Raw genomic sequence first — 26,964 nt, forward strand, 5'->3', positions numbered from 1 at the left:
GCGACATTCGGGCCCAGGAACAGGGCCAGGGCAACGGCACCGGACAGGGGCGCCAGGGTCCAGCTCATCGTCTTCTTCATTGCGATTCCTCTCTGGTCAGGCGGTTCGGGTGTCGCCAGTGGCCTTCCGGGCGGACACGCAGTGCGCGTTGCTTCCCGAATCCAACGCGAGGAATGCCGATGGGCATTTCCCAGTGCGTTGTAAACAGGAGACGGAAATCCGGCGCACTGTTGTGTGACCACGACACCCGCCCCGTGTTCCTTCTCTGGATCGAGGGCCTACAGCTGCCCGACGACTCCCAGCGTACCGGGATGGGCTTTCCGCTGGGGCTGGCCCCCAATCCCCCTTTTTAGAGCCCGTGGCGCCATTTCGCCAGCCCGGCCGTAAGTTGCAATGGAACTATTTTTGTACAAAAATAACTAACCGAGTGATTCAATTGTGAGAAGTTTTGATGGCATCCACCCAGGCTGTGCCCCAGGCACCTGAAGACGAAAGCGGCCCCGCGGCCGGCACTCAGGGCGAGCCCGACGTGGCGCGTTCGGTGATCCGCCAGTTGCGCGTGATCATCCGCGCCCTGCAGGGTCATTCGCGGGCCGTCGAGCGGGCCTGCGGGATCAGTGCCTCGCAGCTGTGGGCGTTGTGGGAGCTGCAGCGCACACCGGGGCTGAACGTCAGCGACCTGTCGCGCCGGCTCTCGGTGCATGCCTCCACCACCTCCAATCTGCTCGACAAACTGGAGCACCGGGGCCTGATCGAGCGCCGGCGCCCGGAAAAGGATCAGCGCATCGTCCGCCTGTACGTGACGGACACGGGTATGGAGTTGCTGGACAAGGCGCCGGCCGCGCCGCAGGGTGAGCTCAACCGGGCCCTGCAGTCGCTGCCGAAGGGTCGCCTCGAGTCACTGGATCAGGGCCTGGACCTGCTGGTTGATGCGATGAACACCACCGAGCCCAAGGCCGGGTTGCAGCCGTTCGAAGGCCAGTCCTGAGCCAGGCCCGCGCGGAGGTACCGATGCGACTCATTCCCCCACTCCTGCCATTCTTGCTCTGGCTGCCGCTTGCAGCGAGTGGTCAGCCGGCGTTCGACGCACCGCCCGAGCGCTCCACGGATGGTGGCTTCACGCTCGCCTGGGAGTCCGATGAGACGGTGGTGCTCGAGCAGGGCACCGGACCGGATCATGGGGATGCGCGCATTGTCTACGAGGGCGGTGATACCAGCACGGTGATCAGCGGCCTGCCCGACGGCGAATATCGTTTCCGACTGCGTGCCGCGGATCGCGACGCCTGGGCCGACGAGGCCACGGTCGTGGTGGAGCATCACAGCCTGGCGCGCGCCTTCGGCTTCTTCTCCGTCGGCGCGGTCGTTTTCCTGGTCCTGATCGGGGCCATCCTGCGCGGCCGTCCGCGCGACTGATTCACCCGGTCCAGTCCCGTCGATCCGTGTTGGCGTAGAACGTTTTCGCTTGATCCGGGGTGGACCCGCCAAAGGAGGTTTCCATGACGGATCTCACGATCGACATGCAGCGCCTGCAACAGGACATCAACGAGCTGGGGCAGATTGGCCGTGATGCCGATCGCGGCCTGCACCGCCGTGCCTTCAGCGAGGGCGACCGCGCGGGCCGGGAGTGGTTTCGCGGGCGCCTGGAGGCGGCCGGGCTGGACGTGTGGCAGGACGGCGCCGCCAACCTTCACGGGCGCCTCGACTACGATGGCAAGCGCCCGGTGGTGGCCATGGGTTCGCATCTGGACACGGTACCCGGCGGTGGCCCGCTGGACGGGGCGCTGGGCGTGTTGATCGGGCTGGAGGTGCTGCGCACCGCCAAGGAAAACGCCGTCGACCTGGCCTATCCGCTCGAGGTGATCGACTTCACCGACGAGGAAGGCCGGTTCGGCGGCATGTTCGGTTCCCAGGCCATGGCCGGCAAGCTGACACCGGAGAGCATCAGCCATGCCCGCGACCTGGAAGGGGTCACCCTGGTCGAGGCGATGGCCAACTGGGGCCTGAATGCCGACGACGCCCTGGCCGCGCGTCGCGACCCGCACACCCTGCACGCCTTCATTGAAACCCATATCGAACAGGGCCCGGTGCTGGACCGGCGCGGTCTCAGTGTCGGGGTGGTCGAGGCGATCACCGGCCTGTTCAAGTGGGAGGTGCGCCTGAAGGGCCAGCCCAACCACGCCGGCACCACGCCGATGGACATGCGCATCGATCCTTTCCAGGGACTGGCGGAGTTCGGTGGCGAGATCAATCGTCTGATCGAGGAGCACGGCAGCCCGAACTCGCGCGCCACCATCGGCCGCGTGGAGCTGGCACCGGGGGCGGCAAACACCGTGCCGGGCATGGCGACCTTCTCCTTCGAGGTGCGCGACACCGACGAGAAGGTCCTGACCGCGCTGGCCCATGCGGCCCGGCGCACGCTGTCGAGTCTGGCCCGTCGGCGCGATCTGATGTTCGAGTTCGACGTCCTCTCGGAGATCGACCCGGTGCGTTGCGACCCCGGAATCGTGCAGACCATCGAGGCGCAGGCCGAGCGCATGGGGCTGGAGTACATCACCATGCCCAGCGGCGCGGCCCACGACACCCAGAGCATGAGCCGGATCACCCGAACCGGCATGATCTTCGTGCCGAGCCTGCAGGGGCGTAGCCATTCCGCCGCGGAATGGACAAACTGGGAGGACATCGAGACTGGCGCCAACCTGACTCTGCAAAGTGCCCTGGCGCTGGCGGCCCGGCAATAAACGCGACCTAGAGGAAACGCCCGGAATGGCCGACAACAATAACGTCTCCCGCCTGACCGACTACGACTCCCTGGACCCGCTGCGCGAGCAGTACCAGGAGAGCCTGATCACCACGCCGGTCCTGCGTCAGGAGCTGCGCCAGCATCATGTCGCGCTCCTGTGCATCGACCTGCAGTACCTCGATGCCGCACGCGGTCACGGCGTGTTTGCGGATTCGGCCGAGTCCGGCGTGCCCCTGGAGGCGCAGGAGTACTACTTCAACCGCCTGGAGCAGACGGTGTTGCCGAATGTGCGCCGCCTGCAGGATGCGTTCCGCGAGGAAGGGCTGGAAGTGATCCATACCCGCATCCGCTCGCTGACCCATGACGGCCGCGACCGCAGCCCGGGGCACAAGCGCCTGAACCTGCACGCGGCCCCCGGTTCCAAGGACGCCGAGTTCGTCGAGCAGGTGGCCCCGGTGGGCGACGAGATCGTGCTCGACAAGACCGCCAGCGGGGTCTTCAATTCCACCAACCTGCATTACATTCTGCGTAACCTGAACATCTCGGCCTTGTTCATCGTTGGGGTGTACTCCAACGAGTGCGTCTCCACCGCCGTGCGGGATGCCTGCGACCTGGGCTTCTATGTCACCCTGATGGACGACGCCACGGCCACGGTGACGCCGGAGATGCAGAAGGCCACGATCACCACTATCAAGGACCGCTACGCCCGCGTGATGACCACCGACGAGGCGATCCGCGAGATCAAGAAGGTGAAGGAGGCCTCGTGACCGGTCTCGAGGACCCCATTCTTCCCGCCTCCATTGCCTGGGCGCTGCTGGCGGCGTTCAGCGTCCTGTGGGTGGTGCTGGGTTGGTGGCTAGGTCGTCGCAACAAGACCGCCGAGGACCACATGCTGGCGGGGCGCAACGTCGGCCTGGCACTGGCCACCGCCACCGCGATGGCTACCTGGGTCACCGCCAACACCACGATGACGGCTCCGCAGTTGGCGCTCCAGCTGGGCGTCTGGGGCATGCTCGGATACTCGCTGGGGGCCCTGGGGCTGATCCTGTTCGCGCCACTGGCGCGCCGCATCCGCGAACTGATGCCGAAGGGCTTTACCTCCGGCGACTTCATCCGCCTGCGCTATGGGACCTTCACCTGGCGGGTGTTTCTGGTGGTGTCGCTGATCTACGCCTTCGGCTGGCTGGTCTCGATGGCGATGGCCGGCGGCGTACTGATCAACGCCCTGGCCGGCATCGACTACCGCGTGGGCATGACCGTGATCCTGACCGTCTGCGTGGTCTACACCCTGCTGGGTGGCTTGCGCGCGGTGATCGGGACCGACTTCATCCAGACCGTCATCATTATCGCCGGCGCGGCATTCATCGCCTGGCTGACCATCGACGAAGTCGGTTTCGAGGCGATCCACGTCAACCTGATGGAAGAGCGCCCGGAACTGCTCAACCTGCTGTTCCCGGCCGCGATCATGTTCCTGTTCAACAATCTGCTGTTCGGCGTGGGCGAAATCTTCCACTCCAACGTCTGGTGGTCCCGCGCCTTCGCGTTCGGCCGCAACGTGGGCTTTCGCGCTTACCTCTTCGGCGGCTTGCTGTGGTTGCCGATCCCGATCGTCGCCGGTTTCATTGCGTTGGCCACGCCGGCGCTGGGGATCAACGTGCCCACAGCTGACATGGTCGGGCCGCTGGTGGCCGCCGAGGTGCTGGGCCTGACCGGTGCGATCGTGGTGTTCATCGTGGTGTTCGCCGCGCTGGCCTCCAGTCTCGACTCGCTGCTGGCGGCCACGTCCGATTTGGTCACGCGCGACATCTACCGCGGGCACATCCGCCCGAAGGCCAGCGAGCAGCACCAGTTCCACGCGACCAAGGTGATCGTCGTGTTGCTGGGGCTGCTGACCTGGCTGGCGGCCAGCTACCGCGGCGAGATCCCGATTGTCGGCTCCCTGGCGGAGCTCCTGTACTTCACCGGGGCCTTCGTGGCCTCCGCGATCTGGCCCATCGTCGCCGGGCTTTACTGGAAGAAGGCGAACCCGCAGGGCGCCGCCTGGTCGATGATACTGGGGTCCGGCATCGGGCTGGCCAGCTACTTCCTGATCGGGTTCTACGTGGCCGCGCTGGTCGGGGCCGCCGTCTCGCTGGCGGTGATGGTGGTGACCACCTGGCTGATGCCGCGGCCGTTTGACTGGAACCGCCTGGCCCGTTCGGACGCGGAGGTGCCGGCATGACGATCTCGACTACTGCGCTGTCCGTGATCGTGGTCCTCGCCACCACTGTGGCGACCCTGACCCCGATCCTGCTGATTGCCCTGTTCATCCGCGACTGGAAAAAAGGATGCCTCTGGTGAACTACACCGAAGATCCCCTGCACGTGCTCCACCCGAAAGATGGCGCCGCCGGTACCAACCGGCCGAAGGCGTTGCTGGACGCGGTGGAGGAAGACCCCGATCCGTTACTGAAACTGGCGGCCTCGCATGTGGTCTCCAGCCAGCAGTTCTCGCGCGACGAGTTGCTGCAGCTGTTCCGGCTGGCGGCACAGTACGAGACCACCCCGGCCCTCATGCACCTGCCGTTGGCGGGCAAGATTCTCATCAGCGCGTTCTACGAGCCGTCGACACGCACACGCCTGTCGTTCGAGAGTGCCTGGCATCGCCTGGGCGGCTCGGTCATGTCGATTACCGACCCCAAGAGCACCGGGATCGCCAAGGGCGAATCGCTGGCGGACATCGCCGAGATGTTCAATAACTACGGCGACGTACTGGTCCTGCGCTCCTCCGATGGCGAGGCCGCGCACAACATGCTGGAGAACCTGCGCATCCCGCTGGTCAACGCCGGCAACGGCATCGACGAGCACCCGACCCAGGCGCTGGCGGATGTCTACACCCTGGCCAAGTGGCGCCCGGAGCTGTTCGCCGAAACGGTCGCGCCGGAAAGCCGCATCAAGGTGGGCATCATCGGGGTGCCGTCGCGGATGCGCACGGTACGTTCCCTGCTGCGTCTGCTGAGCCTGTTCCCGGAGGCGGTCGAGGAGGTGGTGATCATCTCGCGCGAGGACGAGAACTTCGACCCTGGCCAGCGCGAGGAGCTGGAACAGGCCGGGCTGTCACTGCGGGTGGTTCACGACCTGGACCCGGTGCTGCCGGAGCTGGACGTCGTCTATATCAATGCCATTGCCTGGGTCGGCGATACCTTCGAAGCCATGGGCGAGGGCCTGAAGCTGGATCGCAACTCGCCGCTGAAGCAGGGGGCGATCATCATGCATCCGCTCGCGCGCGGCGCCGAGTTGTCCACCGATCTCGACGATACCCCGCACAACTGGTACTTCGCCCAGGCCCGCGGGGCGGTATTCGTGCGCATGGCGCTGCTGACCACGGTGGTGCGGCGCATCAGCGCGGTGATGGACACCCCGGAAGGCTGAACCTTTTCACTGAACCGCGAGCGGCGTGGCGCGCCGGACCGGCCCGCGCCCCGCTCGCCCCGAACGGATAACCAAGGAGACATGCCATGTGTGGCATTGCCGGAATCTTTCACGCCGACCCGAACCGCACGGTCGACCCGCAAACCCTGGTCAACATGGCCGCGATCCAGTATCACCGCGGCCCCGACGGCTTCGGCTACAAGACGCAGGATGACCGTGGCGTGGGGTTTTCCCACGCGCGGCTGTCGATCATCGACCTGGACGAGAACCGCGGGCGCCAGCCGTTCTGCATGACGAACGGCGAGATCATGACTGCAGTCAACGGCGAGCTGTACGACTACAAGCGCATCCGGACCGATCTTACCTCGCGCGGGGTCAAGTTCCGCACCAAGAGCGACTCCGAGATGGTCATGCACCTGTACCAGCGCGAGGGACTGGAGGACGCGGTAAAGCACTTTCGCGGCGAGTTCGCCATCTCGCTGTACGACCGCGAGCATGACCGCCTGGTGCTGATCCGCGACCGCTTCGGCATCAAGCCGCTGTACTTCACCGAGGCCAACGGCAGCTTCGTGTTCGGCTCCGAGCTGAAGGTGCTGTTCGCCAACCCGGACGTCCCGCGCCAGTTCTCCGACGACGGCCTGTACCACCAGCTGATGCAGACCATGGTGCCCGGGACCACCGCGTTCGAGGACATCCACCAGGTGAAGCCGGGGCACATGGTGATCGTCGAGCGCGCCCACGGGAAGCTGAAGATCCGCCAGGAGAAGTACTGGGACATGGACTTCCCGCTCGCCGCCGAGCGCCCGCCCGAGAGCGAGACTGACGAGGCGTACTGGATCGAGGGCGTGCGCGAGAAGCTGATGGAGGCGGTGCAGCTGCGCCTCGAGGCCGATGTGCCGGTCGCCTGCTATCTGTCCGGCGGGATCGACTCCTGCATCACCCTGGGGCTGGCCTCGGCCAGCCAGCAGGCGCCGGTCAAGGCGTTCACCATCGGCTTCGACAACGACGACTACGACGAGACCGCGATCGCCCGCGAGATGGCCGAGAGCGTCGGCGCCGACCAGGACATCATGACCCTGAATGCGGACCACCTCTACGACAACTTCGAAGAGGCGCTCTGGCACGCCGAGCGCACCATCTACAACACGCTCGGCGTGGCCAAGCTGCTGATGAGCCGCCACGTGAACAAGGCCGGCTACAAGGTCGTGGTTACCGGCGAGGGTTCCGACGAGCTGTTCGGCGGCTACCCGGCCTTCCGCCGCGACATGTTCCTGCATGGCCTGGACACCCTGCCGGAGGCCGACCGCCAGGCGTGGCAGCAGATGCTGAACGAGTCCAACGAACTGGTTTCCGGCGCCATGCTGGCCGAGAACGAGCTGGACGACCCCGAATTCACGAAGATGATGGGGTTCACGCCGTCCTGCCTGCAGCCGTGGCTGGCCGCGGCCGATCACGTGCCGGGCCTGCTGCATCCGAAACGCCGCGAGCGCATGCAGGGCTACCAGCCGGGCAAGGCCATCGCCAACGCCCTGGACAACGACATGCTGGAAGGCCGGCATCCGCTGGACAAAGCCCAGTACGTCTGGATCAAGACCATGCTGGAGGGCCAGATCCTGACCTGGGGTGGCGACCGCATGGACATGGCCAATTCCATGGAGGCGCGTCCGCCGTTCCTCGATCACCACCTGGCCGAGTTCGCCGCCCACCTGCCGCCGACCATGCGCATCAAGGGCTCGACCGAGAAGTACGTGCTGCGCGAATCGATGAAGGGCTTGCTGCCGAAGGTCCTCTACGAGCGCGAGAAGTTCGCGTTCATGGCGCCGCCGGCCCACACCGACCCCGTCAAATGGGCCGCGATGAAGGCGCTGGCCGATCGCTACCTCGCGCCGGAGAAGGTTGAACAGGCCGGCTTGCTGGACCCGGAGGGCGTGCGCCAGGTCTTCGAATTGCACGAGTCCGAGGATACCCCGGCCGCCACCCAGGTCCAGCTGGATGCGGTGATCAACCACATGATCGGGGTCCAGGTGTTGTACGAGAAGTTCGTCGCCACCGACATCCCGGCTCTGGCTCAGCAGAAGGCCGAGGAGTTCGGCTGGCGCGCCTGATCACCGGCGACGACGAAGCGGGGCCGGGGAATGAAACCTCCCGCCTCTCGCTCGAAGGCCCCGCGGATCGACGATCCGCGGGGCCTTTCATTTGCGGCTCCCGACCTGGCTTCCTGACAGGCGGACACAAAAAAGCCGCCGGCCCGGGGGGCGCGGCGGCGGATGGCCTCGCGGCCCCGAGGGGCCGGAAGCGGATGCCTTACAGGCTGTAGTACATGTCGAACTCGATCGGATGCGTGGTCATGCGCATCTGCGTGACGTCTTCCATCTTCAGGTCGATGTAGGCATCGATCATGTCGTCGGTGAACACGCCACCCTGGGTCAGGAACTCGCGATCCTGGTTCAGGGCTTCCAGCGCCTGGTCCAGTGAGTGGCAGACCTGCGGAATGCCCTTTTCCTCTTCCGGCGGCAGGTCGTAGAGGTTTTTGTCCATCGCGTCGCCCGGGTGGATCTTGTTCTGGATGCCGTCGAGGCCAGCCATCAGCATCGCGGCGAACGCGAGGTAGGGGTTGGCGGTGGAGTCCGGGAAGCGCAGCTCGATGCGGCGGCCCTTCGGGTTCATCACGAAGGGGATACGCAGCGAGGCGGAGCGGTTGCGCGCCGAGTAGGCCAGCATGACCGGTGCCTCGAAGCCCGGCACCAGGCGCTTGTAGCTGTTGGTGGACGGGTTGGTGAAGGCGTTCAGCGCGCGGGCATGCTTGATGATGCCGCCGATGTAGAACAGCGCGGTCTCCGACAGGCCGCCGTACAGGTCCCCGGAGAACAGGTTCTTGCCGTCCTTGGACAGCGACTGGTGCACATGCATGCCGGAGCCGTTGTCACCGACGATCGGCTTGGGCATGAAGGTTGCGGTCTTGCCGTGGACGTGGGCCACGTTCTGTACCACGTACTTCAGGATCTGCACCTCGTCGGCCTTCTGCGTCAGGGTCGCCGCGCCCACGCCGATCTCGCACTGGCCGGCGGTCGCCACCTCGTGGTGGTGCACCTCGGTCTCCAGGCCCATCTCGGTCATGACCTCGCACATCGTGGAGCGGATGTCGTGCAGGCTGTCGACCGGCGGGACCGGGAAGTAGCCGCCCTTCACGCCCGGGCGGTGGCCGATGTTACCGTCCTCGTAGACGCGCTCGGAGTTCCAGGAGGCCTCTTGGGAGTCGACGCGGCAGTAGGAGCCGGAAAGGCTGGTGCCCCACTTCACGTCATCAAAGATGAAGAACTCGTTCTCGGGACCGAACAGCGCGGTGTCGGCGATACCGGTGCTCTGCAGGTAGGCCTCGGCACGGCGCGCCAGGGAACGCGGGCAACGGTCGTAGCCCTGCATGGTGGCCGGCTCGACCACGTCGCAGCGGATGTTCATGGTCATGTCTTCGAAGAACGGGTCGATCACGGCCGACTCGGCGTCCGGCATCAGGATCATGTCGGACTCGTTGATCCCCTTCCAGCCGGAGATCGAGGAGCCGTCGAACATCTTGCCTTCCTCGAAGGTCTCTTCATCGATGTCGTGGGCCGGCATGGTCACATGCTGTTCCTTGCCCTTGGAGTCGGTAAAACGGAAGTCGACGAAGCGCACTTCCTTTTCCTTGATCTGGTTCAGCACGTCGGCTGCGGACATGGGGGTCTCCTTGGTCTTCACTTGAGTCTTCAATGGTGGCCGCTCGGCTCGTTGGGCCCAGCGCGGCTTCGCGATTCACTATGCAGGCATCATGCCATTCGGTCCGATCTGGCCCGGGCGCGCGAAAAACGGGCGCCCGGCACCTGAAGCCGCATCCTTTTTGCACCACTACGGTGCCACTCGCGCACAAAACCTGTGCACAAGGGAGTAGTGCGCACCTAATGAGTGCATGGACGATAGAGTAGCGTGACCTCGCCCAGCATGTCGCCTACCTGCGGATGGTCGTGCAGCCGGTCGGCCAGTGCCTGGGCCCGCGCCTCCAGGTTGGTCGCGGCGGTTGCCCCGTCAAGGCGCACCGTCACCGTCATGTGCACCCGGCCGTCGAGATAGTGCAGGGACAAGTGTTCCACGGCGTCCAGTTCCGGCGTGCCGGCCCAGGCCTCGCGCAGGGCCTCGACCAGCGTCGGGCGCAGCGGCAGGGCGGAACTGCGGGCCTGTTCCGCGTCGTTCTCCGGGTCCACGTGCACGGTAATGTCGTTGATCCGGTCATGTTCTTCGGTCACCGCATGGAAGACCGCGTCGGCGATGCGATGCCCCTCGGAGACCGAGATCATGGGTGCGACCTGAATATGCACGTCGGCCACCACGTCGCTGCCGTGGCGGCGGGTGCGCAGCATGTGTGCATCCTTGACGCCGGGTACATCCATGATGGTGCGGTGGATGCGGTCCACCTTCTCCGGTTCCAGCGCGGTGTCGATCAGCTCTGCCGCGGCGCGCACGATCAGGCGCCCGGCGATATGCAGGATGAACAGCGCCACGATCAGCGCGGCCAGCGCATCCGCCCACGGGAGGCCCGCCACGGCCGCGCCCACGCCGATCAGCACGAACAGCGACGAGATCGCATCCGTGCGATGGTGCCAGGCATTGGAGTCCAGCATTCGCGAGCGCAGGCGCCTCGCCACCCGGTGGGTGTACTGGTACAGGCCTTCCTTGGCCACCAGCGTCAGCGCGGCAAAGAAAATGGCCATGTTCGCGGGACCGGTCACCAACTCGGGCTCGACCAGCCGGCTACCGGCCGACCAGGCGATCCCCAGGCCGGCGAATGCCAGAAACACCCCGACGATCACCGTCGCCAGCGTCTCGATCCGGGCGTGCCCGTAGGGATGGTCTTGGTCGGGTGAGGCGGACGCCTTGCGTGCGGCGAACAGCACCACCCCGTCGGTGACCAGGTCCGACAGCGTATGCACGCCGTCCGCCACCAGCGCCTGCGAGTTCAGCAGCCAGCCGCTCAGTAGCTGCGCGACGGCCAGGAAGCTGTTCACGGTCGCGCCCACCAGCGTGACCCGGCGCGTATCGCGATAGCGCTGGCCGTCAGCCGCCGTCACCGTCGGTTCCGTATTGGCATGGGGTTCGCTCAGGGCCGCTCTCCCGAACAGGATCAGGCGCCCAGTATGGGCGCCTTCCCGGCTGGTGCAAAACCGCCCACCGCGCCATGGAAAACCCGGGGACGCGCGAGCGGGTCCGTCGGCCCGCGTTTCGCGCCGGCGGTGGCCGCGGCCGAAGCCGGGCCGATATACTGTCGGCTTTGCCCTGACCCGGGATCCCGCATGTCGCACGAACGCACCCCGTCCAGCAGCAGCCCGACCTTCCAGGACCTGATCCGGCGCCTGCAGGATTACTGGAATGATCACGGCTGCGTGGTCCTGCAGCCCTACGACATGGAGATGGGCGCGGGCACCTTCCATCCGGCGACCTTCCTGCGCTCCATCGGACCGGAGCCGTGGCGTGCGGCCTACGTGCAGCCGAGCCGCCGCCCGACCGACGGGCGCTATGGCGACAATCCCAACCGCCTGCAGCACTACTACCAGTTCCAGGTCCTGCTGAAGCCATCGCCGCCGGACATCCAGGACCTCTACCTGGGTTCTCTGGAGGCGCTGGGCTTCGATACCCTGACCCACGACGTGCGCTTCGTCGAGGACAACTGGGAGTCCCCGACCCTTGGCGCCTGGGGGCTGGGCTGGGAGGTCTGGCTGAACGGCATGGAGGTCACCCAGTTCACCTACTTCCAGCAGGTGGGCGGACTGGACTGCCACCCGGTCTCCGGCGAGATCACCTACGGCCTCGAACGCCTGGCGATGTACCTGCAGGGTGTGGAGAGCGTGTTCGAGCTGGTCTGGACGATTGGACCCGACGGTCGCGCGATCACCTACGGCGATGTCTATCACCAGAACGAGGTGGAGCAGTCCACCTACAATTTCGAGCACGCGGACCGCGACGCCCTGTTCGCCGCCTTCGACCAGCACGCGACCGAGAGCGATCGCATGATCGAGCTGGGCTTGCCCCTGCCGGCCTACGAGCAGATGCTGCGCGCCTCGCACAGCTTCAACCTGCTGGATGCGCGCGGTGCGATCTCGGTCACCGAGCGCCAGCGCTACATCCTGCGCGTGCGCGAGCTGTCGCGGAATGTCGCGCAGAAGTACTACGAGTCACGCGAGGCCCTCGGCTTCCCGCTGTGCGCCGATGGCGACAGCAACAAGCCCGACGCCGCCTGAACCCTGTACCCGGACCGCGCCCCTGCGCGCGGTTGTGATGGACCCGACACGGACCCGACATGGCTGAAGCCCGCGAACTCCTGATCGAACTCGGCACCGAGGAGCTGCCCCCGACCGCGCTGACCCGGCTGCGCGACGCCCTCGCCGAGGGTCTCACCACCCGCCTGCGCGAGGCCGGGCTGGAGCCGGGCGAGCCCGAGGCCTTCGCTACCCCGCGCCGGCTGGCCGTTCTGTTCCCCGATATCCCGGCGCAACAGCCGGATCAACTCCAGGAGCGCCGTGGCCCGGCCGTCGCCGCGGCTTTCGACGACGCCGGCGAACCCACCAAGGCGGTGCTGGGCTTCGCCCGCTCCTGCGGTGTCGAGGTCGAGCGCCTGGAGCGCGAGACCACCGACAAGGGCGAATACCTGGTCTTTCGCCAGCTGCAACCGGGCCGCGCGCTGGGCGAATTGCTTCCGGAGATGCTCGAAGGCGCGCTGGACGCGCTGCCCACACCCAAGCGCATGCGCTGGGGCAGCAGCCGCACCGAGTTCGTGCGCCCGGCACACTGGCTGGTCGTGCTGCACGGCACCGAGGTGCTGGAGATGACGGTGCTGGAACAAACGGCCGGGCATGCCACGCACGGCCACCGCTTCCACCAGCCCGGTGCGCTGGAGCTCAAGCGCGGGAACGACTACGCCGATCGGCTACGCAGCCCGGGATTCGTCGAACCGTCGTTCGAGGCGCGGCGCGAACGCATCCTGGACCAGGTCCACGAACAGGCGAAGGCGCTGGGCGGCCGTGCACTGGTGGATGCCGACCTGCTGGACGAGGTGACCGCGCTGGTCGAGTGGCCGGTGGCCCTGACCGGCGGCTTCGACCCGCGCTTCCTGGATGTCCCGCAGGAGGCGCTGATCTCCACCATGCAGGACAATCAGAAATACTTTCCGGTGGTCGACGAGGCCGGCCGGATGCAGCCACACTTCATCGTGATCAGCAACATCGAGTCGCGCGATCCACACGCGGTGCGCGACGGCAACGAGCGCGTGCTGCGCCCGCGCTTCGCGGATGCCGAGTTCTTCTGGCAGCAGGACCGCAAGAAGCGCCTGGAGGAGCGTCTGGAGGCGCTGGACTCGGTGGTGTTCGAGAAGCGCCTGGGCACGCTGCGCGACAAGTCCACGCGCCTCGAGGCCCTGATGCAGCGCCTGGCGGGGTTGATGGATCTGGATGCGAACCTGGCCACGCGCGCCGCCCGGCTGGCCAAGTGCGACCTGGTCACCCAGATGGTGTTCGAGTTCACCGAGTTGCAGGGCACCATGGGCCGCTACTACGCCCTGCACGATCGCGAGGCCGAGAGCGTTGCCGCCGCGATTGAGCAGCACTACTGGCCGCGCCAGTCCGGCTCCGAGCTGCCGGATGCCCCGCTGGCCCAGGCGCTGGCGCTGGCGGACCGACTCGACACGCTGGTCGGGATCTTCGCCATCGGCAAGCAGCCCACGGGCACCAAGGATCCGTTCGCCCTGCGCCGCGCCGCACTGGGGCTGGTGCGCATCCTGGTCGAGCGTGAACTGCCGCTGGCCCTGACCCCGCTGCTGCAGGCCGCCGCCGAGCCAATCCGCGAGCGCGTGCCGGAGGCCGACCAGGCGGTAGAACCGGTGCGCGAATACATCCTCGAGCGCCTGCGCGGATATCTGCTGGAGCAGGGCCAGGCGCACGAGACCATCGAGGCGGTGGCTGCGGTCGCGCCGGACGCCCCACTGGACTTTTCCCGCCGCGTGCGCGCGGTGAGCCTGTTCCGCGAGCGCCCGGAGGCCGAGGCGCTCGCGGCCGCCAACAAGCGCATCCACAACCTGCTGCGCAAGGCGGGCGAGGAGGCCGAGGCGGAACTCGACCCCGAGGCCCTGGCGCTGGACGAGGAGCGTCAGCTGTACCAGGGGCTGCAGTCGGTGCGCCCGGGGGTCGAGCAGGCCGTGGCCGCTGGCGACTACCTGCATGCCCTCGGCGAGCTGGCGGGCCTGCGCGACCGCGTGGATACCTTCTTCGACCAGGTCATGGTGATGGCCGAGGACGCCGCCGAGCGGCGCAACCGCCTGGCCCTGCTGCGCGAGTTGCGCCGCGCCTTCGAGACCGTGGCCGACATTGGCCGCCTGGCCACCGGATAGGGCCTTTCCATGCTGCCCCTGATCCGCGGTCTGTTGTTCCAGGTGGGGTTCATCGGCTCGATGCTGGTGTTCGGGCTGCTGGTGCCGCCACTGATCTGGCCGTTCTCGCGCCCGGTTCGCTACCGCGTGCTGACCCGATGGGGGCGTTTCAATGTCTGGTGGCTGCGCATCACCTGCGGCATCGACTACCGGGTGCACGGGGCCGAGCACATCGATCCGTCGCGGCCGCATGTGGTGCTCTCCAAGCACCAGTCGACCTGGGAGACGGTGGCCTTTGTCGCGATCTTCCCGATGCAAACCTGGGTTCTCAAGCGCGAGCTGATGCGGATCCCGGTGTTCGGCTGGACGTTGTCGATGATCGATCCGGTGCCCATCGACCGCGAGGCCGGCCGCCAGGCACTGGAAAATCTGGTGACCGAGGGCCGGCAGCGCCTGGACGCGGGCCGCTGGGTGATCGTGTTCCCCGAGGGCACGCGCGTCGCCCCGGGGGAGCATGGCCGCTATCGCCAGGGTGGCGCGATGCTGGCGGCGCGTACCGGCTACCCGGTCCTGCCGGTCGCGTTGAACAGCGGGAGCTTCTGGCCGAAGAAGGGCCTGCGGCGCTATCCCGGTACCATCGAGGTCGTGATCGGGACGCCGATCGAGACCGCCGGGTGCAAGCCGGTCGACGTACTGGGCGAGGCCGAGGACTGGATCGAGACCACCATGGCCGGGATCGAGCCGCGCCCGGCCAGCACACCCGCGGAGAAGCCGAATGACCAGTGACCCCGTGATCAGCGCGCCGCTGGTCGAACTGCGTGACCGGACGATCTACCGGATCGGCGACTCGGAGCCCGCCGTCTGGTTGATTGATGACCTCGAGCTGGGTGGCGTCCTGGTCAATGCGCCGGCGTATTCGGGCCCGTTGCTGGAGGCGATCCGGGCGATCACCCAACCCGCCTACCTCTTCCTGCCGAGCCGTCATGGCGCGCAGGATCTCGACGCCTGGCGCGGCGCGGGGCTGGAGACCCTGGCCTTCGAGGCCGAGGCGCCGGCAATCCGCGCCGCCGGTGGCGAGATCGACATCGCCTTCAACCGCAAGCAGCGACTGTCGCGCACGATCGACTTCCTGCCGATGGCTGGCGTGACCGACGGGACCTGCGCGCTGCGCCTGAAGAACCTGCCCGGTGTGGTCTTCTTCGGGCCCGCGCTGTCCCCGGGCGCGGATGGCTGGCCCACGCTGATCCAGAACCCCGAGGATCACTCCTTCGAGGCGCGTCTGTTCGGGGCCCTTGGGTTGAAGGACCTGAAGTTCGCCTACGCCTTCTGCGACCGCTTCGATCCTTCCACCACACAGTACGGTCCGGATGCCGACCAGCAGATCCAGACCCGTATCGAGGCCGTCTTCGACGACTAGGGAAACACTGATTCATGTACCCACTCGCTTTGGCACCCCGGGTTTTCCGGAACAAGGCGTGGCGCGCAGCGGGTAGTGGTTCTACCCGCAAGCACCGCAACGCAGGATCGGGAACCTGGGGTGCCAACCCCACAAACGATTGAAAGCCGGGGCTCGGCCGCCCGTTGTGATCAAAAACGGGCCTGCACACCGCGTTGCGGCTCCCTTGTGCAGAATGCCTGCACGGCAGTCGCCGCGCCTTGTTCGCACGTAAAAGCGATTCGAGCGCGAGTGTGTACGTGAATCAGTGTTTCCCTGGGGCTGCCGCGCGGCTGGAGGCATCCCTCGCCAATGGCTGCGACGTCTTGCGCCTCGCAACGACGGGTCGATCCGTGTTTCCCGCGCGTCAGGTGCGGGCGATCAGGTTCTGGATCACGTGGCCGGCGGCGGTCAGACCGAAGATGGCCGGCAGGTAGGAGATGGTGCCGTTGACCGAGCGTGGACGGCCGCCGTCCCCGACCGGTCGGTGCTCGGTGCCCTTGCGCGGCTGTTCGATGGAAAACACCACGGGGTAGTCAAGATGCGCGCCGAGACGTCGCAGCCGTTTGCGCATCTGGCGCGCGAGCGGGCACACGCGGGTATCGGCCAGCGGCCCCACCCGGACGGCCGTTGGATCGATGCGTCCCCCCGCGCCCATGCTCGAGATCACGCCCTGCCCGCGCGCCTGGGCCGTCGCGACCAGCGCGGCCTTGCAGACGATGGAGTCGATCGCGTCCAGCACGAAATCGGCATCCTCCGGTACCAGGTCGCCGATGGTATCGGGCTGGAGGAAGGCATGGCAGATCGTGAGTTCGATGTCGGGGTCGATGTCGCGGATGCGGTTCGCCATGATCTCGGTCTTGGGACGGTCCACGGTGGAGCGCAGCGCGACCAGCTGGCGGTTCAGGTTGGAGGCCCCGACCACGTCGTGATCGGCCAGGGTCATGCGCCCGACCCCGGCCCGCGCGATCGCCTCGGCGGCGTAGCTGCCCACCCCGCCGAGCCCGGCGATGAAGACATGCCGGTCGCGCAGGCGCGCGGTCACGTCGTGCCCCAGCAGCAGATCCGTGCGTTCGGTGTAGGGATTTTGCAGGGCGTCGGCGTGGAGGCTCATGCGCGGGGGCCGGTCGGCAGCCGGAGGATCCGGCGGGCATTTTGTGACGTGATTATAGCCATCTCGGTCGGGTCCATGTCCCGCAGGGCCGCCAGTCGGCGGTTGACCCCGGCGGTCATGGCCGGCTCGTTGCGCTCGCCCTGGTGCCCGGCCAGGGGTTGGTCGGGGGCATCGGTTTCGACCACCAGGGCCTCCAGCGGGGCCTCGCGCACGACGCGGTGCAGTTTCTTGGCGCGCTCATAGGTCACGGGGCCGCCGATCCCGAGGCAGCAGCCAAGATCCACCGCCTGCCGGGCCTGCTGCGGGCTGCCGATGAAGGCGTGCAGGATGCCGGTGACGCCTTCGTACTGGCGCAGGCCCTTCAGGACCTCGTCCAGCGCCCGCCGGCTGTGGATGATCACGGGCAGGTCGCGTTCCCGGGCGATGGCCAGCTGTCGCGTGTAGTAGTGCCACTGGCGGTCCCAGTCGAGGTCCTCCTGGGATCCATCCAGCCCGATCTCGCCGACGGCGACGGTCTCCGGGTGGGCGTCCAGCCAGGTCTCCAGTGCGTCCAGATCGGCGTCCGCGTGGTCCTGCAGGAAGATCGGATGCAGGCCGTAGGCAACATGCAGGCCCGCGTACTGCCGGTGCAGCGCGTCCAGGTCGGGCCAGCGCGCCCGTGTGACGCCGGGCAGGACCAGTTCGCCCACGCCGGCGACCCGAGCGCGCTCCAGCACCATCGGACGGTCCGGATCGAACGCGTCCAGATCCAGATGGACATGCGTATCGATCAGGTCCATCGCCCCGGTTTCGACTAGGGGCAGGGGTAGGTGTAGCGGGCGTGGATGCCCTCGATGGCCTCCAGCACCGCATCGGAGAGGTTGATGTCCACGGTCGCGATGTTTTCGCGCAGCTGTTCCATGGTGGTTGCGCCGACCAGGTTGCTGGTCACGAAGGGTTGCTGGTTGACGAAGGCCAGCGCCAGCTGGGCCGGGGTCAGCCCGTGTTCGGCGGCGAGCCCGGCGTACTCGGCGGTGGCGGCCAGCCCGGATGCGTTGCTGTAGCGCTGGAAGCGCTCGAACAGGGTCAGGCGCGCGCCCTCGGGCTTGGCGCCGTCCAGGTACTTGCCGGAGAGCATGCCGAAGGCCAGCGGCGAGTAGGCCAGCAGCCCCGCGTCCTCGCGGATGGCCATCTCGGCCAGTCCCGCCTCGAAGCTACGGTTGAGCAGGTTGTAAGGGTTCTGGATGGAGACAATCCGCTCGGACAACCCGCGGTCATGCGCGCGGATCCATTCCATGAAGCCCCAGGGGGTCTCGTTGGAGATGCCGATGGTGCGCACGCGCCCGCTTTCGACCACGGCCTTCAGGGCCTCGGCGGTCTCCTCGATCGGGGTCGCATCATCGTCCGCCTTGTGGACATAGCCCAGCTGGCCGAAGAAGTTGGTGGAGCGGGCGGGCCAGTGCACCTGGTAGAGGTCCAGGTAGTCGGTCTGTAGCCGCTTCAGGCTGTCGTTCAGGGCCTGCTCGATGTGCTTGCGGTCCAGCTTCGGGCCGCCGCGCAGGTAGCCGATCATGCCGGGGCCGGCGACCTTGCTGGCCAGCACGATCTGGTCGCGGTTGCCGCGCGCCGCCAGCCAGTTCCCGATGTAGGTCTCGGTCAGCCCCTGGGTCTCTTCGCGCGGGGGCACGGGGTACATCTCGGCGGCGTCGATCAGGTTCACGCCCTGCTCGAGCGCGTAGTCGAGCTGCTCGTGGGCCTCGGCCTCGGTGTTCTGTTCGCCCCAGGTCATCGTGCCCAGGCCGATCAGGCTGACCTCGATGTCGGTCCGTCCCAGTTTGCGGTATTGCATGCGCGGTTCCCTTGGTGGTTCAGGTAAACAGGGTCAGCACCCCGGTGTAGCCGTACAGGCGGTTGGCGAAGATCTCGCCGTTGGCAAAGAAGCCGACCAGCGGCACGTCGCCCAGATGTTTCTGCACGATACCCAGTTCCGCGCCTTCCTGCGCGAACTGATGGCGGCCGCGCCCGACACAGGAGACGTAGATGGCCCCGCGAATGCCGTTCGGCGCCTGCGCGCGAATCTGATCCAGCATGCGCTCCAGGTCCTCGATGGCCGCCTGGCCATCGCGGCGCACGAACAGGATCTGCGAGCCCGGCTCCAGCATCTCGCCGACCGCCAGCACCTGCTGGTCCAGGTCGATGCCGATGATATTGCGTACGCGATAGTCGCCGGTATCCGAGCCGGGGATGGGGAAACCGACCAGGATGTAGCCCAGCGCCCGCTCCAGGTCGCGCGACAGGACATCGCCAATGATGCCCTTGAACGCCGGCAGGGCCTGCTGGCCGTCCAGGCGCACGATAATGTTGCGCCAGGTCTCCGTCAGCTCGTGCTGACCGGGCAGCGGCGTGCAGCCCTGGCTGTGGCGCGCGGCAATCGCGACGTCATCGCGCAAGGCCAGCCCGGTGATGCCGGAGGCGGCTACGCCGTCGGCGATCTGCACTACGCCGTCATCGCCGGAATTCACCCCGCCGGTGGCAAACCAGGCGGTCCGCTCGCCAATCTCGGTCAGGATGCCTTCCAGCCCCTCCGTGCGCGGGTCGGCGTTCAGAATCAGCCGGCCCGGGGTCTGCGGATCGAGGAAGCCGTCCAGCGCCTTCGCCAGTTCGTCAAAGCTGCGCACCGGGTGGTAGATGACGCGGACGCTACTGGCCGCGAATTCGCCGATCATCAGGGTCACGCCGGGCTGCTCGTAGAGTTCGTCGTGCGGCCCGATGACGGCCATGGCCATGCCGCCGACGAAATGATCCACGCCCAGCCCCTCGCGCAGGCGCTGAAGCAGGGTGCGGGCGTGGCGGCTGAGGGCGTCGGAGAGATAGATGAAGCCGACCCGGACCTGGCCCTCGCCACTCGCCGGCGAATCGCCAAGCTCGGCGACCAGGGCGTCGGCCAGGGCCCGGGGTTCGTCGCCCCGGGCGGTGGCACTCCGAAAAGCGGTGGTCATAAACCGATATGCTCCAGCATGCTGAGGGCCTCGTTGTCGTCGACCGGCAGGCCGGTGTGCACGTTCAGGCCGCCGTCTTCGGCGAAGACCAGGCGGGCGTGGTGGCGTGTGTCCAGTTCTTCCAGGAACCACGCGATCTCGGAGGGATGCACCGTATGCTCTCCGCGCTTCAGGTGACGGATCAGGATGGCATCCTCGCGCACGTCCAGAAACAGGGGCTGCGGCAGCTCCAGCGGCAGGATGTGGGTCTGCAGCAGCCACTCCACGGGGCTTGGCCGCCGTCGTGGCAGGGCGCGGCTGTCGATGCGGAAGTGACCGCCGCCGCCCGGCTGCTTCAGCAGCTCCTCCAGCCAGTCGCCGGTGAAGCCCTGATGAACGATCAGGGAGCGGCCGGTGTAGCGGCCGCGAAAGCGCTCCATCTGCTGGGCCGGCCGTGGCCCGAAGAGTCCCAACACGCCAACTCCGTCCTTTCCGGATAAAGCCCGAATCCTAGCCGAATGTGCGCCCCCGAACGAAAAAAGCCCCGCCGGAGCGGGGCTAGGGAACTTCCGTCGTGCTGCTCGATCAGCTGCGGCGCGAAAGCATCTCGTGGATGATCGGGCCCAGGATGACCTCCATCGCGAAGCTCATCTTGCCGCCCGGCACCACCAGGGTCTTGGGATCGGACATGAAGGAGTCGGGGATCATGTTCAGCAGGTACGGGAAGTCGATGCCGAACTTCGACGGATCCTTGAAGCTGATGACGACCATCGACTCGTCCGGGGTCGGCACTGCGCGCGCAATGAACGGGTGGGAGGTGTCCACGGTCGGCACGCGCTGGAAATTGATGTCGGTGTAGCCGAACTGCGGGGTGATGTAGTTCACGTAGTCCGGCATGCGGCGCAGGATCGTGTCGACGATGGCCTCGGCGGAATAGCCGCGCTCGGCGTTGTCGCGGAAGATCTTCTGGATCCACTCGAGGTTCACGATCGGCACCACGCCGATGCCCAGATCCACGTGCTGCGCGGCGTTCACGTCGCCGTCCACGACCAGGCCGTGCAGGCCCTCGTAGAACATCAGGTCGGTACCCGGCTGGATCTCTTCCCAGGGAGTGAACTCGCCCGGACCCAAGTTGGTGCCGAGGCGCTCATTGTGGGCGGCGGCCTCTTCGTCGGAGTGCAGGTAGTAGCGCTTCTCGCCCTGACCGGTCTCGCCGTAGGTCTTGAACAGGCCCTCGATGCGATCAAAGAGGTTGGCGTCGGGCCCGAAATGCGAGAAGTGGTGGTTGCCGTCGCTGGCGGCCTTCTGCATGGCCTCCTTCATTGCCTTGCGGTCATAGCGGTGGAAGCTGTCGCCCTCGATCACGACCGGGTTGATCTGTTCGCGACGAAAGATCGACTCGAAGGAGCGCTTCACGGTGGAGGTGCCGGCACCCGAGGAACCGGTCACCGCGATCACGGGATGTTTCTGGGACATGGAGTTTCTCCTTGCAAACGGGCTGCGAAAAATTGCGTGAAACAGACTAGAAAATCAGGTTGAGCATGAACATGGCGACCACGGCAAACAGGATGGTCATAATGCCGCCCGCCTTCATGTAGTCCTTCACCCGGTAGCCACCGGGGCCCATGATCAGGGCGTTCACCTGGTGGGTCGGGATCAGGAAGGAATTCGAGGTTGCAATCGCGACGGTCAGCGCGAACACGCGCGGGTCGGCGTCCATGCCCGCGGCCTGTGCGGCGATTGCGAAGTTGATCGCCAGCGGAACCAGCAATACGGTCGCGCCCACGTTGGACATGACCAGGGTGAAAAAGGTGGCCAGGGCAAAGATGGTTGCCTGCAGCACCCAGGGCGGCACGGTCCCCAGCATTTCCAGCGTGTTCTGCGCGATCCACGCGGCCGTACCGGTGTTTTCCACGGCCATTCCCAGCGGGATCAGGGACGCCAGCAAGAAGACCGTTTTCCAGCTGACCGCGCGGTAGGCGTTGTCGAGGCTGATCACGCCGGTCAGGATCATGCCCAGCGCCCCGGTGAGCAGCGCGACCGACAGCATCAGGTCGGTGAACACGATCAGGCCCACGGTCAGCGCCAGGAAAAACAGGGCGTGCGGCACCTTCGACGGCACCAGTTCCTCGTGCGGGTAGTCCGAGGTGATCACCACGAAGTCGCGGTCCTGTTCCAGCCGGGCGAGTGATTCCCAGGTGCAGTGCACCACCAGGATGTCGCCGGTCTCCAGCGGGATCTCCCGCAGCCCCTCGCCATAGGTCTCGTTGCCGCGCTGGATCCGCATGACCGACAGACCGTAGGTCTGGCGCATCGCCAGTTCCGTAACCGTCTTGCCGACCAGATTCGAGCCGGGGGCAATCGCGACCTCCGCAACCCCGGAGCGGCTGGTGTCCATCGCATTGGCGAAGACGTCCAGGTTGGTGGTGGGACGCTTGCGCGTCCCTGCGCACACCGTTTCCATGCGCTCGGGGCTGGCCAGCACGGCCAGGTGGGAGTTGGGCTGGATTTCGAAGCCGGTCCAGGGGGCGATCCGCAACTGGTCGCGGGCGTAGCTGCCGACGATGGCGACCCCGGTGTCACGTTCGATTTCCGCGACGGTGCGCCCGACCAGCGGGTCGTTTTCCGGCACGAACAGTTCGTGGACCTCGTAGGACAACCCGTAGACGCGCTGGAAGTAGTCCTGGGCGCTCTCGCGCTGGGTGGATTTGGTCTTTACCGATGGCAGTACGAAGCGTCCGAGCACCACAAAATAGACGATGACCGTGACCAGCAGGGCAAGGCCGATCGGGGTGACATCGAAAAGTTCGAACCGCTCCATGTCGGACGGCAGCAGGTCGTTCAGCAGGATCAACGGGCTGGACCCGACCAGGGTCAGGGTGCCCCCCACGATCGCGGCGAAGCCCATCGGCATCAGAAGGCGCGACAGCGGGATGTTCAGGCGGTTGGAGATTCGGCTCATCACCGGCATGAACAAGGCGGCCGCGCCGATGTTCTGCATGAAGCTGGAGATCACGCCGACCGTGCCGGAGACGGTCGGGATGATGCTCTTCTCGGAGGTGCCGCCCACCCGCATGATGAAAGCCGCGACCGTGTGCATCACCCCGGTCTTGTCGAGGCCGGCACCGATGATCATCACCGCGATGATCGAGATCACCGCGTTGGAGGCGAAGCCGCTGAACAGCTCTTCCTGGCCGACCAGCATCCCGAGCCCGGGCACCAGCGTCAGCAGACCCAGCAGTACCATCACCGAGATGGCCGCGAGGTCCACCCGGACGATCTCGGAAACAAACAGGAAGATCGTGAACGCAAGCAGGGCGAGCACCACGATCATCTCGGTGGTTAGCGTAAGGTTTTCCATGTTCCAGCCGTGTCCTGAGGACCCGCACCGGGCGGCGCGTGGCCCGAAGCCGATAAGGGGTCGCGCGCCGGGCGCGGGCGCCGAGGCGGGTCGGACGAAATGGGTTCCGCCTTTCCCTTGAAAGCGCGGGATTATTTCATCCCCCGGGCACGGACGCAAAAAATGCGCCGATGGCAGGCGCGCAGCGGTATCCTGTGTACTGGCGTTTGTTGGCGTCCCGGTTATGCTGGGAAAAGTCCAGTGGAGGCCCTGCATGTCCGAATCCGATGCCCCGCTGCGCCGTTTCGAGACCATCCTCCTGGCGACGGACGGCTCCGAATTCAGCGAAGCCGCGGAGAACGTGGCTCTGAACCTGGCGCCGCGCTGTGGCGCGCGCCTGGTCGTCGCGCGCATCATCCCCACGGACACCCAGCACGACGCCCTGGCCCCGCCGCGCAGTCACGAGACCAGCGTGGCGGGCCAGGGGGATCTGGATGGACTGGAAAAGCGTGCCCGGGAAGCCGGGGTCGATGCGTCGGTGATTCTGCGTCACGGGGTCGACCGGCACCAGGAGATCGTCGCCATTGCCCAGGAGTTCAAGGCCGGGCTACTCGTCATCGGTCGCCGCGAGCGTGGCGAGCTGGCGCGCCTGATGATGGGCGACGCCACGCGCAAGGTCGTCGGGCTGGCGCCTTGCAACGTGATGGTCGTCCCGCGGGAGGCGCAGGCGCCACACCGCGGGCTGCTGGTGGGGACGGATGGCTCCGGGCTGGGCGACCAGGCCGTACTCGCCGCCATCGAGCTGGCGGGCTGCTGCGATCTTCCGCTTACCATTGCGACGGTGGCGGTTCCGGGCCAGAGCGACGACCGGCGCAAGGAGGGCGTGGAAACGGTGCAGCGCCTGCAGGGCGAGGCCCGGGAGAGGGGGCTGAGGACGGATGCCACCACCGAGGAAGGTTGCCCGGAACGCGCGCTGCTGGATATCGCCCATCGCGACCGGCGCGATCTGATCGTACTCGGCAGCCATGGTCGTACCGGCCTCAATCGCCTGCTGATGGGCAGCGTCTCCGAGCGCGTGATCGGCGGCGCCGACTGCCCGGTGCTGGTGGTCAAGGACGTCTGACCGGTTCTCCCTCCCGCGGAGGCGCACGCCTGAATGATCCCGCGTCCGTGGCGGCCGGGGCTTGGGTGCGACGATAGACCAGGTCGGCGACCGTGTGACCGCGGCGCAACCCCCGGCGCTCGAACTTGGTCTCCGGCCGTTCCGGCGGCCGGCCGGGTGCCGGAACCGGACCGTCCGGCTCGAACCACGGGGTGCATCCCTGCATCACGGCCATCATGTGCTCGGCGTATTCGGCCCAGTCGGTGGCCAGGTGCAAGCGTCCGCCCGGCCGGATGCGCGTGGCCAGATGCTGCACGAAGCCTGGCTGGATCAGGCGACGCTTGTGGTGGCGCTTCTTGTGCCACGGGTCGGGGAAGAAAACCTGCACGCAGTCCAGGCTGTCCGGTGTCAGGTAGTGCTCCAGCAGCTCCACCGCGTCGGTGCCGCTGACCCGCAGGTTGGTCAGGCCGCGCTGCTCCACGTCGCGCAGCAGGTGGCCGACCCCCGGCCGGTGGACCTCGGTGCCGATGAAGTCGCGCTCCGGCTGGCGGGCCGCCTGTTCGGCCAGGCTCTCGCCGTCACCGAAGCCGATTTCCAGCGTAACCGGCGCCGAGCGGCCGAAGACCGTGTTGAGGTCCAGGGGTTTGGCCGGTTCCGGAAGCTGCAGGCCGAAAAGCGGGAACAGCTCGTCCAGGGCCCGCTGCTGGCCCGGCGTCAGTCGGCCCTCGCGGCGCACGAAGCTGCGGATGCGGCGGTAGAACGGCGGGGCCTTCGTTCCGTGGCTGGCAGGGTCGTTCATCTTCAGCTGAAGAACAGGCCGGTCTGCGGCGAGGAGGCCGAGGCGTAGCGCCGCGGCGCCATGCGCCCGGCGAGGAAGGCCTGCCGCCCGCCCACGATGGCGTGGCGCATGGCCGAGGCCATCAGCACCGGGTCATCGGCGGCGGCGATCGCGGTGTTCATCAGTACGCCGTCGCAGCCAAGCTCCATCGCGATCGCGGCATCCGAGGCGGTGCCGACCCCGGCGTCCACCAGCACGGGGACCCCGGCGTTCTCGACGATCTCACGGATGTTGTAGCGGTTCTGGATACCCAGTCCGGAGCCGATCGGCGCGGCCAGCGGCATGATGGCCAGGCAGCCGATGTCTTCCAGGCGCTTTGCCAGCAGCGGGTCGTCGGTGGTGTAGACCATCACGTCGAAGCCCTCGGCCACCAGCGTCTCGGCCGCCTTCACCGTCTCGAACACATCCGGGTACAGGGTCTTCTCGTCGCCCAGGACCTCCAGCTTCACCAGGTTGTGATCGTCCAGCAGTTCGCGCGCCAGGCGGCAGGTGCGGATGGCGTCCTCGGCGTTGAAGCAGCCGGCGGTGTTCGGCAGCAGGGTGTAGCGCTCCGGCGAGATCACGTCCAGCAGGTTGGGCTCGTCCGGATTCTGGCCGATGTTGGTGCGGCGGATCGCAACGGTCACGATCTCCGCCCCGCTGGCCTCGATGGCGTCGCGGGTCTGGTCCAGGTCGCGGTACTTGCCGGTCCCCACCAGTAGGCGGGAGGCGAATTCGCGCGAGCCCACGCGGAACAGGTCGTCGGCGTTTGCTGCGGCCGATTGGGTCATGGTGCTTCCTTCGTTGAATGTGGTTGCGGGCCGTGCGGCCAGGGGACCCGCTGATGCCAGCGCTCTCCTAGCCGCCCCCGATCGCCTGCACGATCTCCACGCGGTCGCCGGGCCGCAGCGGGTGCGCAGCGTGTGCGCTGCGCGGCACCAGCTCCTCGTTTACTTCCACGGCCAGGCGGCGACCGCCCAGGCCGCGCGCCTCGATCAGCGCCGCCAGGGTGGCCTCGCGATCATCGGGAAGTTCGAAGGGTTCGCCGTTCAGCTGGATCTGCATGGTTTCTTCGTCTGGCATCGTGGACCGTTGAGCCGGCGGCCGACAAGGCCTACAATCGGCGGCGCTAGCGGGTGTAGTTCAATGGTAGAACGGGAGCTTCCCAAGCTCTTAATGTGGGTTCGATTCCCATCACCCGCTCCACTCCTTCATTCTATCAGGCTTCCCGGTCCTATCATCCCCGGAAAGCGGGATATGGACTTGCTCCAGACCCCTGTTATATCGTCGGAATCATGAACATCGACTCCAACAATCCGGAACTGCTCCCGGTCGACGCGGCGCGCGAACTGCTGCGCGATCACGCGATCTCCCCGACCGAGCAGCGCGTCGAGATTGCCCGCGTGATGTTCGCCCGCCACCAGCACCTCAGTGCCGAGCAGATCCTTGCGCAGCTCATGCGGCAAGCGTCGCGCGTCTCCAAGGCCACGGTGTACAACACCCTGAACCTGTTCGCCGAGAAGGGGCTGGTGCGCGAGGTCCTGATCGACCCCGCGAAGCTGTTCTACGACTCCAACCTGGATCCCCACCACCACCTGTTCCACACCGATACCGGGGAGCTGGAAGACGTGGATCCGGCGCGGATCGACATCTCCGATCTGCC

General features: G+C 66.8%; 25 protein-coding genes, 1 tRNA gene and 1 pseudogene. 15 read left to right on the top strand and 12 right to left on the bottom strand.

Annotated features, from left to right (window positions below; genetic code table 11):
- The first annotated feature begins 451 nt into the window (after positions 1-451).
- The 8 genes from ACESLR_RS08225 to asnB all read left to right on the top strand — a co-directional run bounded on the left by ACESLR_RS08225 (position 452) and on the right by asnB (position 8,255).
- Positions 452-988, top strand: coding sequence for a MarR family winged helix-turn-helix transcriptional regulator (locus tag ACESLR_RS08225; protein ID WP_373025390.1), 537 nt, complete (start codon positions 452-454; stop codon positions 986-988).
- 23 nt (positions 989-1,011) lie between these two features.
- Complete coding sequence (locus tag ACESLR_RS08230) at positions 1,012-1,413, top strand: hypothetical protein (protein ID WP_373025391.1); 402 nt, start codon at positions 1,012-1,014, stop codon at positions 1,411-1,413.
- 83 nt (positions 1,414-1,496) lie between these two features.
- Positions 1,497-2,738, top strand: a complete 1,242-nt coding sequence (locus tag ACESLR_RS08235; RefSeq protein WP_373025392.1) for a Zn-dependent hydrolase — start codon at positions 1,497-1,499, stop codon at positions 2,736-2,738.
- Between the two features lie 25 nt (positions 2,739-2,763).
- On the top strand, positions 2,764-3,507 hold the full coding sequence (locus ACESLR_RS08240) for a cysteine hydrolase family protein (RefSeq protein WP_373025393.1): 744 nt from the start codon (positions 2,764-2,766) through the stop codon (positions 3,505-3,507).
- Entirely contained in the window at positions 3,504-4,961 is a 1,458-nt protein-coding gene (locus ACESLR_RS08245) for a sodium:solute symporter family protein (RefSeq protein ID WP_373025394.1), read from the top strand. Before ACESLR_RS08240 ends, ACESLR_RS08245 begins: the two co-directional genes overlap by 4 nt.
- On the top strand, positions 4,958-5,080 hold the full coding sequence (locus ACESLR_RS08250; RefSeq protein ID WP_373025395.1) for a hypothetical protein: 123 nt from the start codon (positions 4,958-4,960) through the stop codon (positions 5,078-5,080). Before ACESLR_RS08245 ends, ACESLR_RS08250 begins: the two co-directional genes overlap by 4 nt.
- Complete coding sequence (locus ACESLR_RS08255; RefSeq protein WP_373025396.1) at positions 5,068-6,150, top strand: aspartate carbamoyltransferase; 1,083 nt, start codon at positions 5,068-5,070, stop codon at positions 6,148-6,150. The genes ACESLR_RS08250 and ACESLR_RS08255 overlap by 13 nt, the downstream gene beginning before the upstream one ends.
- A gap of 86 nt (positions 6,151-6,236) precedes the next feature.
- Entirely contained in the window at positions 6,237-8,255 is a 2,019-nt protein-coding gene (gene asnB, locus ACESLR_RS08260) for an asparagine synthase (glutamine-hydrolyzing) (RefSeq protein WP_373025397.1), read from the top strand.
- Between the two features lie 199 nt (positions 8,256-8,454).
- On the opposite strand, the gene glnA is transcribed toward asnB, so the two are convergent.
- Together glnA and ACESLR_RS08270 are read right to left on the bottom strand one after the other, a co-directional pair.
- A complete protein-coding gene (gene glnA / locus ACESLR_RS08265) occupies positions 8,455-9,864 on the bottom strand; it encodes a glutamate--ammonia ligase (protein ID WP_373025398.1) in 1,410 nt (469 codons plus the stop codon).
- A 218-nt stretch (positions 9,865-10,082) separates the two neighbouring features.
- Entirely contained in the window at positions 10,083-11,306 is a 1,224-nt protein-coding gene (locus tag ACESLR_RS08270; RefSeq protein ID WP_373025414.1) for a cation diffusion facilitator family transporter, read from the bottom strand.
- Positions 11,307-11,471: 165 nt separating this feature from the next.
- On the opposite strand from ACESLR_RS08270, the gene glyQ reads away from it, so the two are divergent.
- The 4 genes from glyQ to ACESLR_RS08290 are packed head-to-tail and all read left to right on the top strand — an operon-like array spanning position 11,472 to position 15,953.
- Positions 11,472-12,416, top strand: a complete 945-nt coding sequence (gene glyQ, locus ACESLR_RS08275) for a glycine--tRNA ligase subunit alpha (RefSeq protein ID WP_373025399.1) — start codon at positions 11,472-11,474, stop codon at positions 12,414-12,416.
- Positions 12,417-12,475: 59 nt separating this feature from the next.
- Positions 12,476-14,557, top strand: coding sequence for a glycine--tRNA ligase subunit beta (glyS, locus tag ACESLR_RS08280; protein WP_373025400.1), 2,082 nt, complete (start codon positions 12,476-12,478; stop codon positions 14,555-14,557).
- Positions 14,558-14,566: 9 nt separating this feature from the next.
- Complete coding sequence (locus ACESLR_RS08285; protein WP_373025401.1) at positions 14,567-15,322, top strand: lysophospholipid acyltransferase family protein; 756 nt, start codon at positions 14,567-14,569, stop codon at positions 15,320-15,322.
- On the top strand, positions 15,312-15,953 hold the full coding sequence (locus ACESLR_RS08290) for a hypothetical protein (protein ID WP_373025402.1): 642 nt from the start codon (positions 15,312-15,314) through the stop codon (positions 15,951-15,953). Before ACESLR_RS08285 ends, ACESLR_RS08290 begins: the two co-directional genes overlap by 11 nt.
- 385 nt (positions 15,954-16,338) lie before the next feature.
- Here the strand turns inward: ACESLR_RS08290 and ACESLR_RS08295 are convergent, their stop codons facing one another.
- The 7 genes from ACESLR_RS08295 to ACESLR_RS08325 form a co-directional block, all read right to left on the bottom strand.
- The gene (locus tag ACESLR_RS08295; RefSeq protein WP_373025403.1) at positions 16,339-17,085 is read right to left on the bottom strand and encodes a ThiF family adenylyltransferase; all 747 of its coding nucleotides are present in this window, start codon (positions 17,083-17,085) and stop codon (positions 16,339-16,341) included.
- The gene (locus ACESLR_RS08300; protein WP_373025404.1) at positions 17,082-17,864 is read right to left on the bottom strand and encodes a TatD family hydrolase; all 783 of its coding nucleotides are present in this window, start codon (positions 17,862-17,864) and stop codon (positions 17,082-17,084) included. Before ACESLR_RS08300 ends, ACESLR_RS08295 begins: the two co-directional genes overlap by 4 nt.
- Before the next feature lie 14 nt (positions 17,865-17,878).
- On the bottom strand, positions 17,879-18,913 hold the full coding sequence (locus ACESLR_RS08305) for an NADP(H)-dependent aldo-keto reductase (RefSeq protein ID WP_373025405.1): 1,035 nt from the start codon (positions 18,911-18,913) through the stop codon (positions 17,879-17,881).
- A 19-nt stretch (positions 18,914-18,932) separates the two neighbouring features.
- On the bottom strand, positions 18,933-20,063 hold the full coding sequence (locus ACESLR_RS08310) for an FIST C-terminal domain-containing protein (RefSeq protein WP_373025406.1): 1,131 nt from the start codon (positions 20,061-20,063) through the stop codon (positions 18,933-18,935).
- Entirely contained in the window at positions 20,060-20,518 is a 459-nt protein-coding gene (locus tag ACESLR_RS08315; RefSeq protein ID WP_373025407.1) for a hypothetical protein, read from the bottom strand. Before ACESLR_RS08315 ends, ACESLR_RS08310 begins: the two co-directional genes overlap by 4 nt.
- A gap of 109 nt (positions 20,519-20,627) precedes the next feature.
- Complete coding sequence (locus tag ACESLR_RS08320; RefSeq protein ID WP_373025408.1) at positions 20,628-21,518, bottom strand: phosphoribulokinase; 891 nt, start codon at positions 21,516-21,518, stop codon at positions 20,628-20,630.
- A gap of 46 nt (positions 21,519-21,564) precedes the next feature.
- On the bottom strand, positions 21,565-23,403 hold the full coding sequence (locus ACESLR_RS08325; protein ID WP_373025409.1) for an SLC13 family permease: 1,839 nt from the start codon (positions 23,401-23,403) through the stop codon (positions 21,565-21,567).
- A 253-nt stretch (positions 23,404-23,656) separates the two neighbouring features.
- Between ACESLR_RS08325 and ACESLR_RS08330 the strand changes: the two genes are divergently transcribed.
- A complete protein-coding gene (locus ACESLR_RS08330; protein WP_373025410.1) occupies positions 23,657-24,505 on the top strand; it encodes a universal stress protein in 849 nt (282 codons plus the stop codon).
- Between the two features lie 52 nt (positions 24,506-24,557).
- Here the strand turns inward: ACESLR_RS08330 and trmB are convergent.
- The 3 genes and pseudogenes from trmB to thiS all read right to left on the bottom strand — a co-directional run.
- Positions 24,558-25,283: pseudogene (trmB, locus tag ACESLR_RS08335) on the bottom strand (tRNA (guanosine(46)-N7)-methyltransferase TrmB); the annotation flags it as partial.
- 2 nt (positions 25,284-25,285) lie between these two features.
- Positions 25,286-26,092 carry a thiazole synthase gene (locus ACESLR_RS08340; protein WP_373025411.1) on the bottom strand — a complete coding sequence of 269 codons (807 nt, stop codon included), beginning with the start codon at positions 26,090-26,092 and terminating at the stop codon, positions 25,286-25,288.
- Positions 26,093-26,159: 67 nt separating this feature from the next.
- Positions 26,160-26,366: a sulfur carrier protein ThiS gene (gene thiS, locus ACESLR_RS08345; RefSeq protein ID WP_373025412.1), complete on the bottom strand. Its 207-nt coding sequence runs from the start codon at positions 26,364-26,366 to the stop codon at positions 26,160-26,162.
- Positions 26,367-26,433: 67 nt separating this feature from the next.
- Between thiS and ACESLR_RS08350 the strand changes: the two genes are divergently transcribed.
- A tRNA-Gly gene (locus ACESLR_RS08350) sits at positions 26,434-26,507 on the top strand.
- A gap of 89 nt (positions 26,508-26,596) precedes the next feature.
- A partial coding sequence (locus ACESLR_RS08355; protein WP_373025413.1) for a Fur family transcriptional regulator occupies positions 26,597-26,964 on the top strand: 368 nt, incomplete at its 3' end.

It is taken from the genome of Thioalkalivibrio sp., from assembly GCF_041685615.1.
In the GTDB taxonomy this organism is placed as follows: Bacteria; Pseudomonadota; Gammaproteobacteria; order Ectothiorhodospirales; family Ectothiorhodospiraceae; genus Thioalkalivibrio.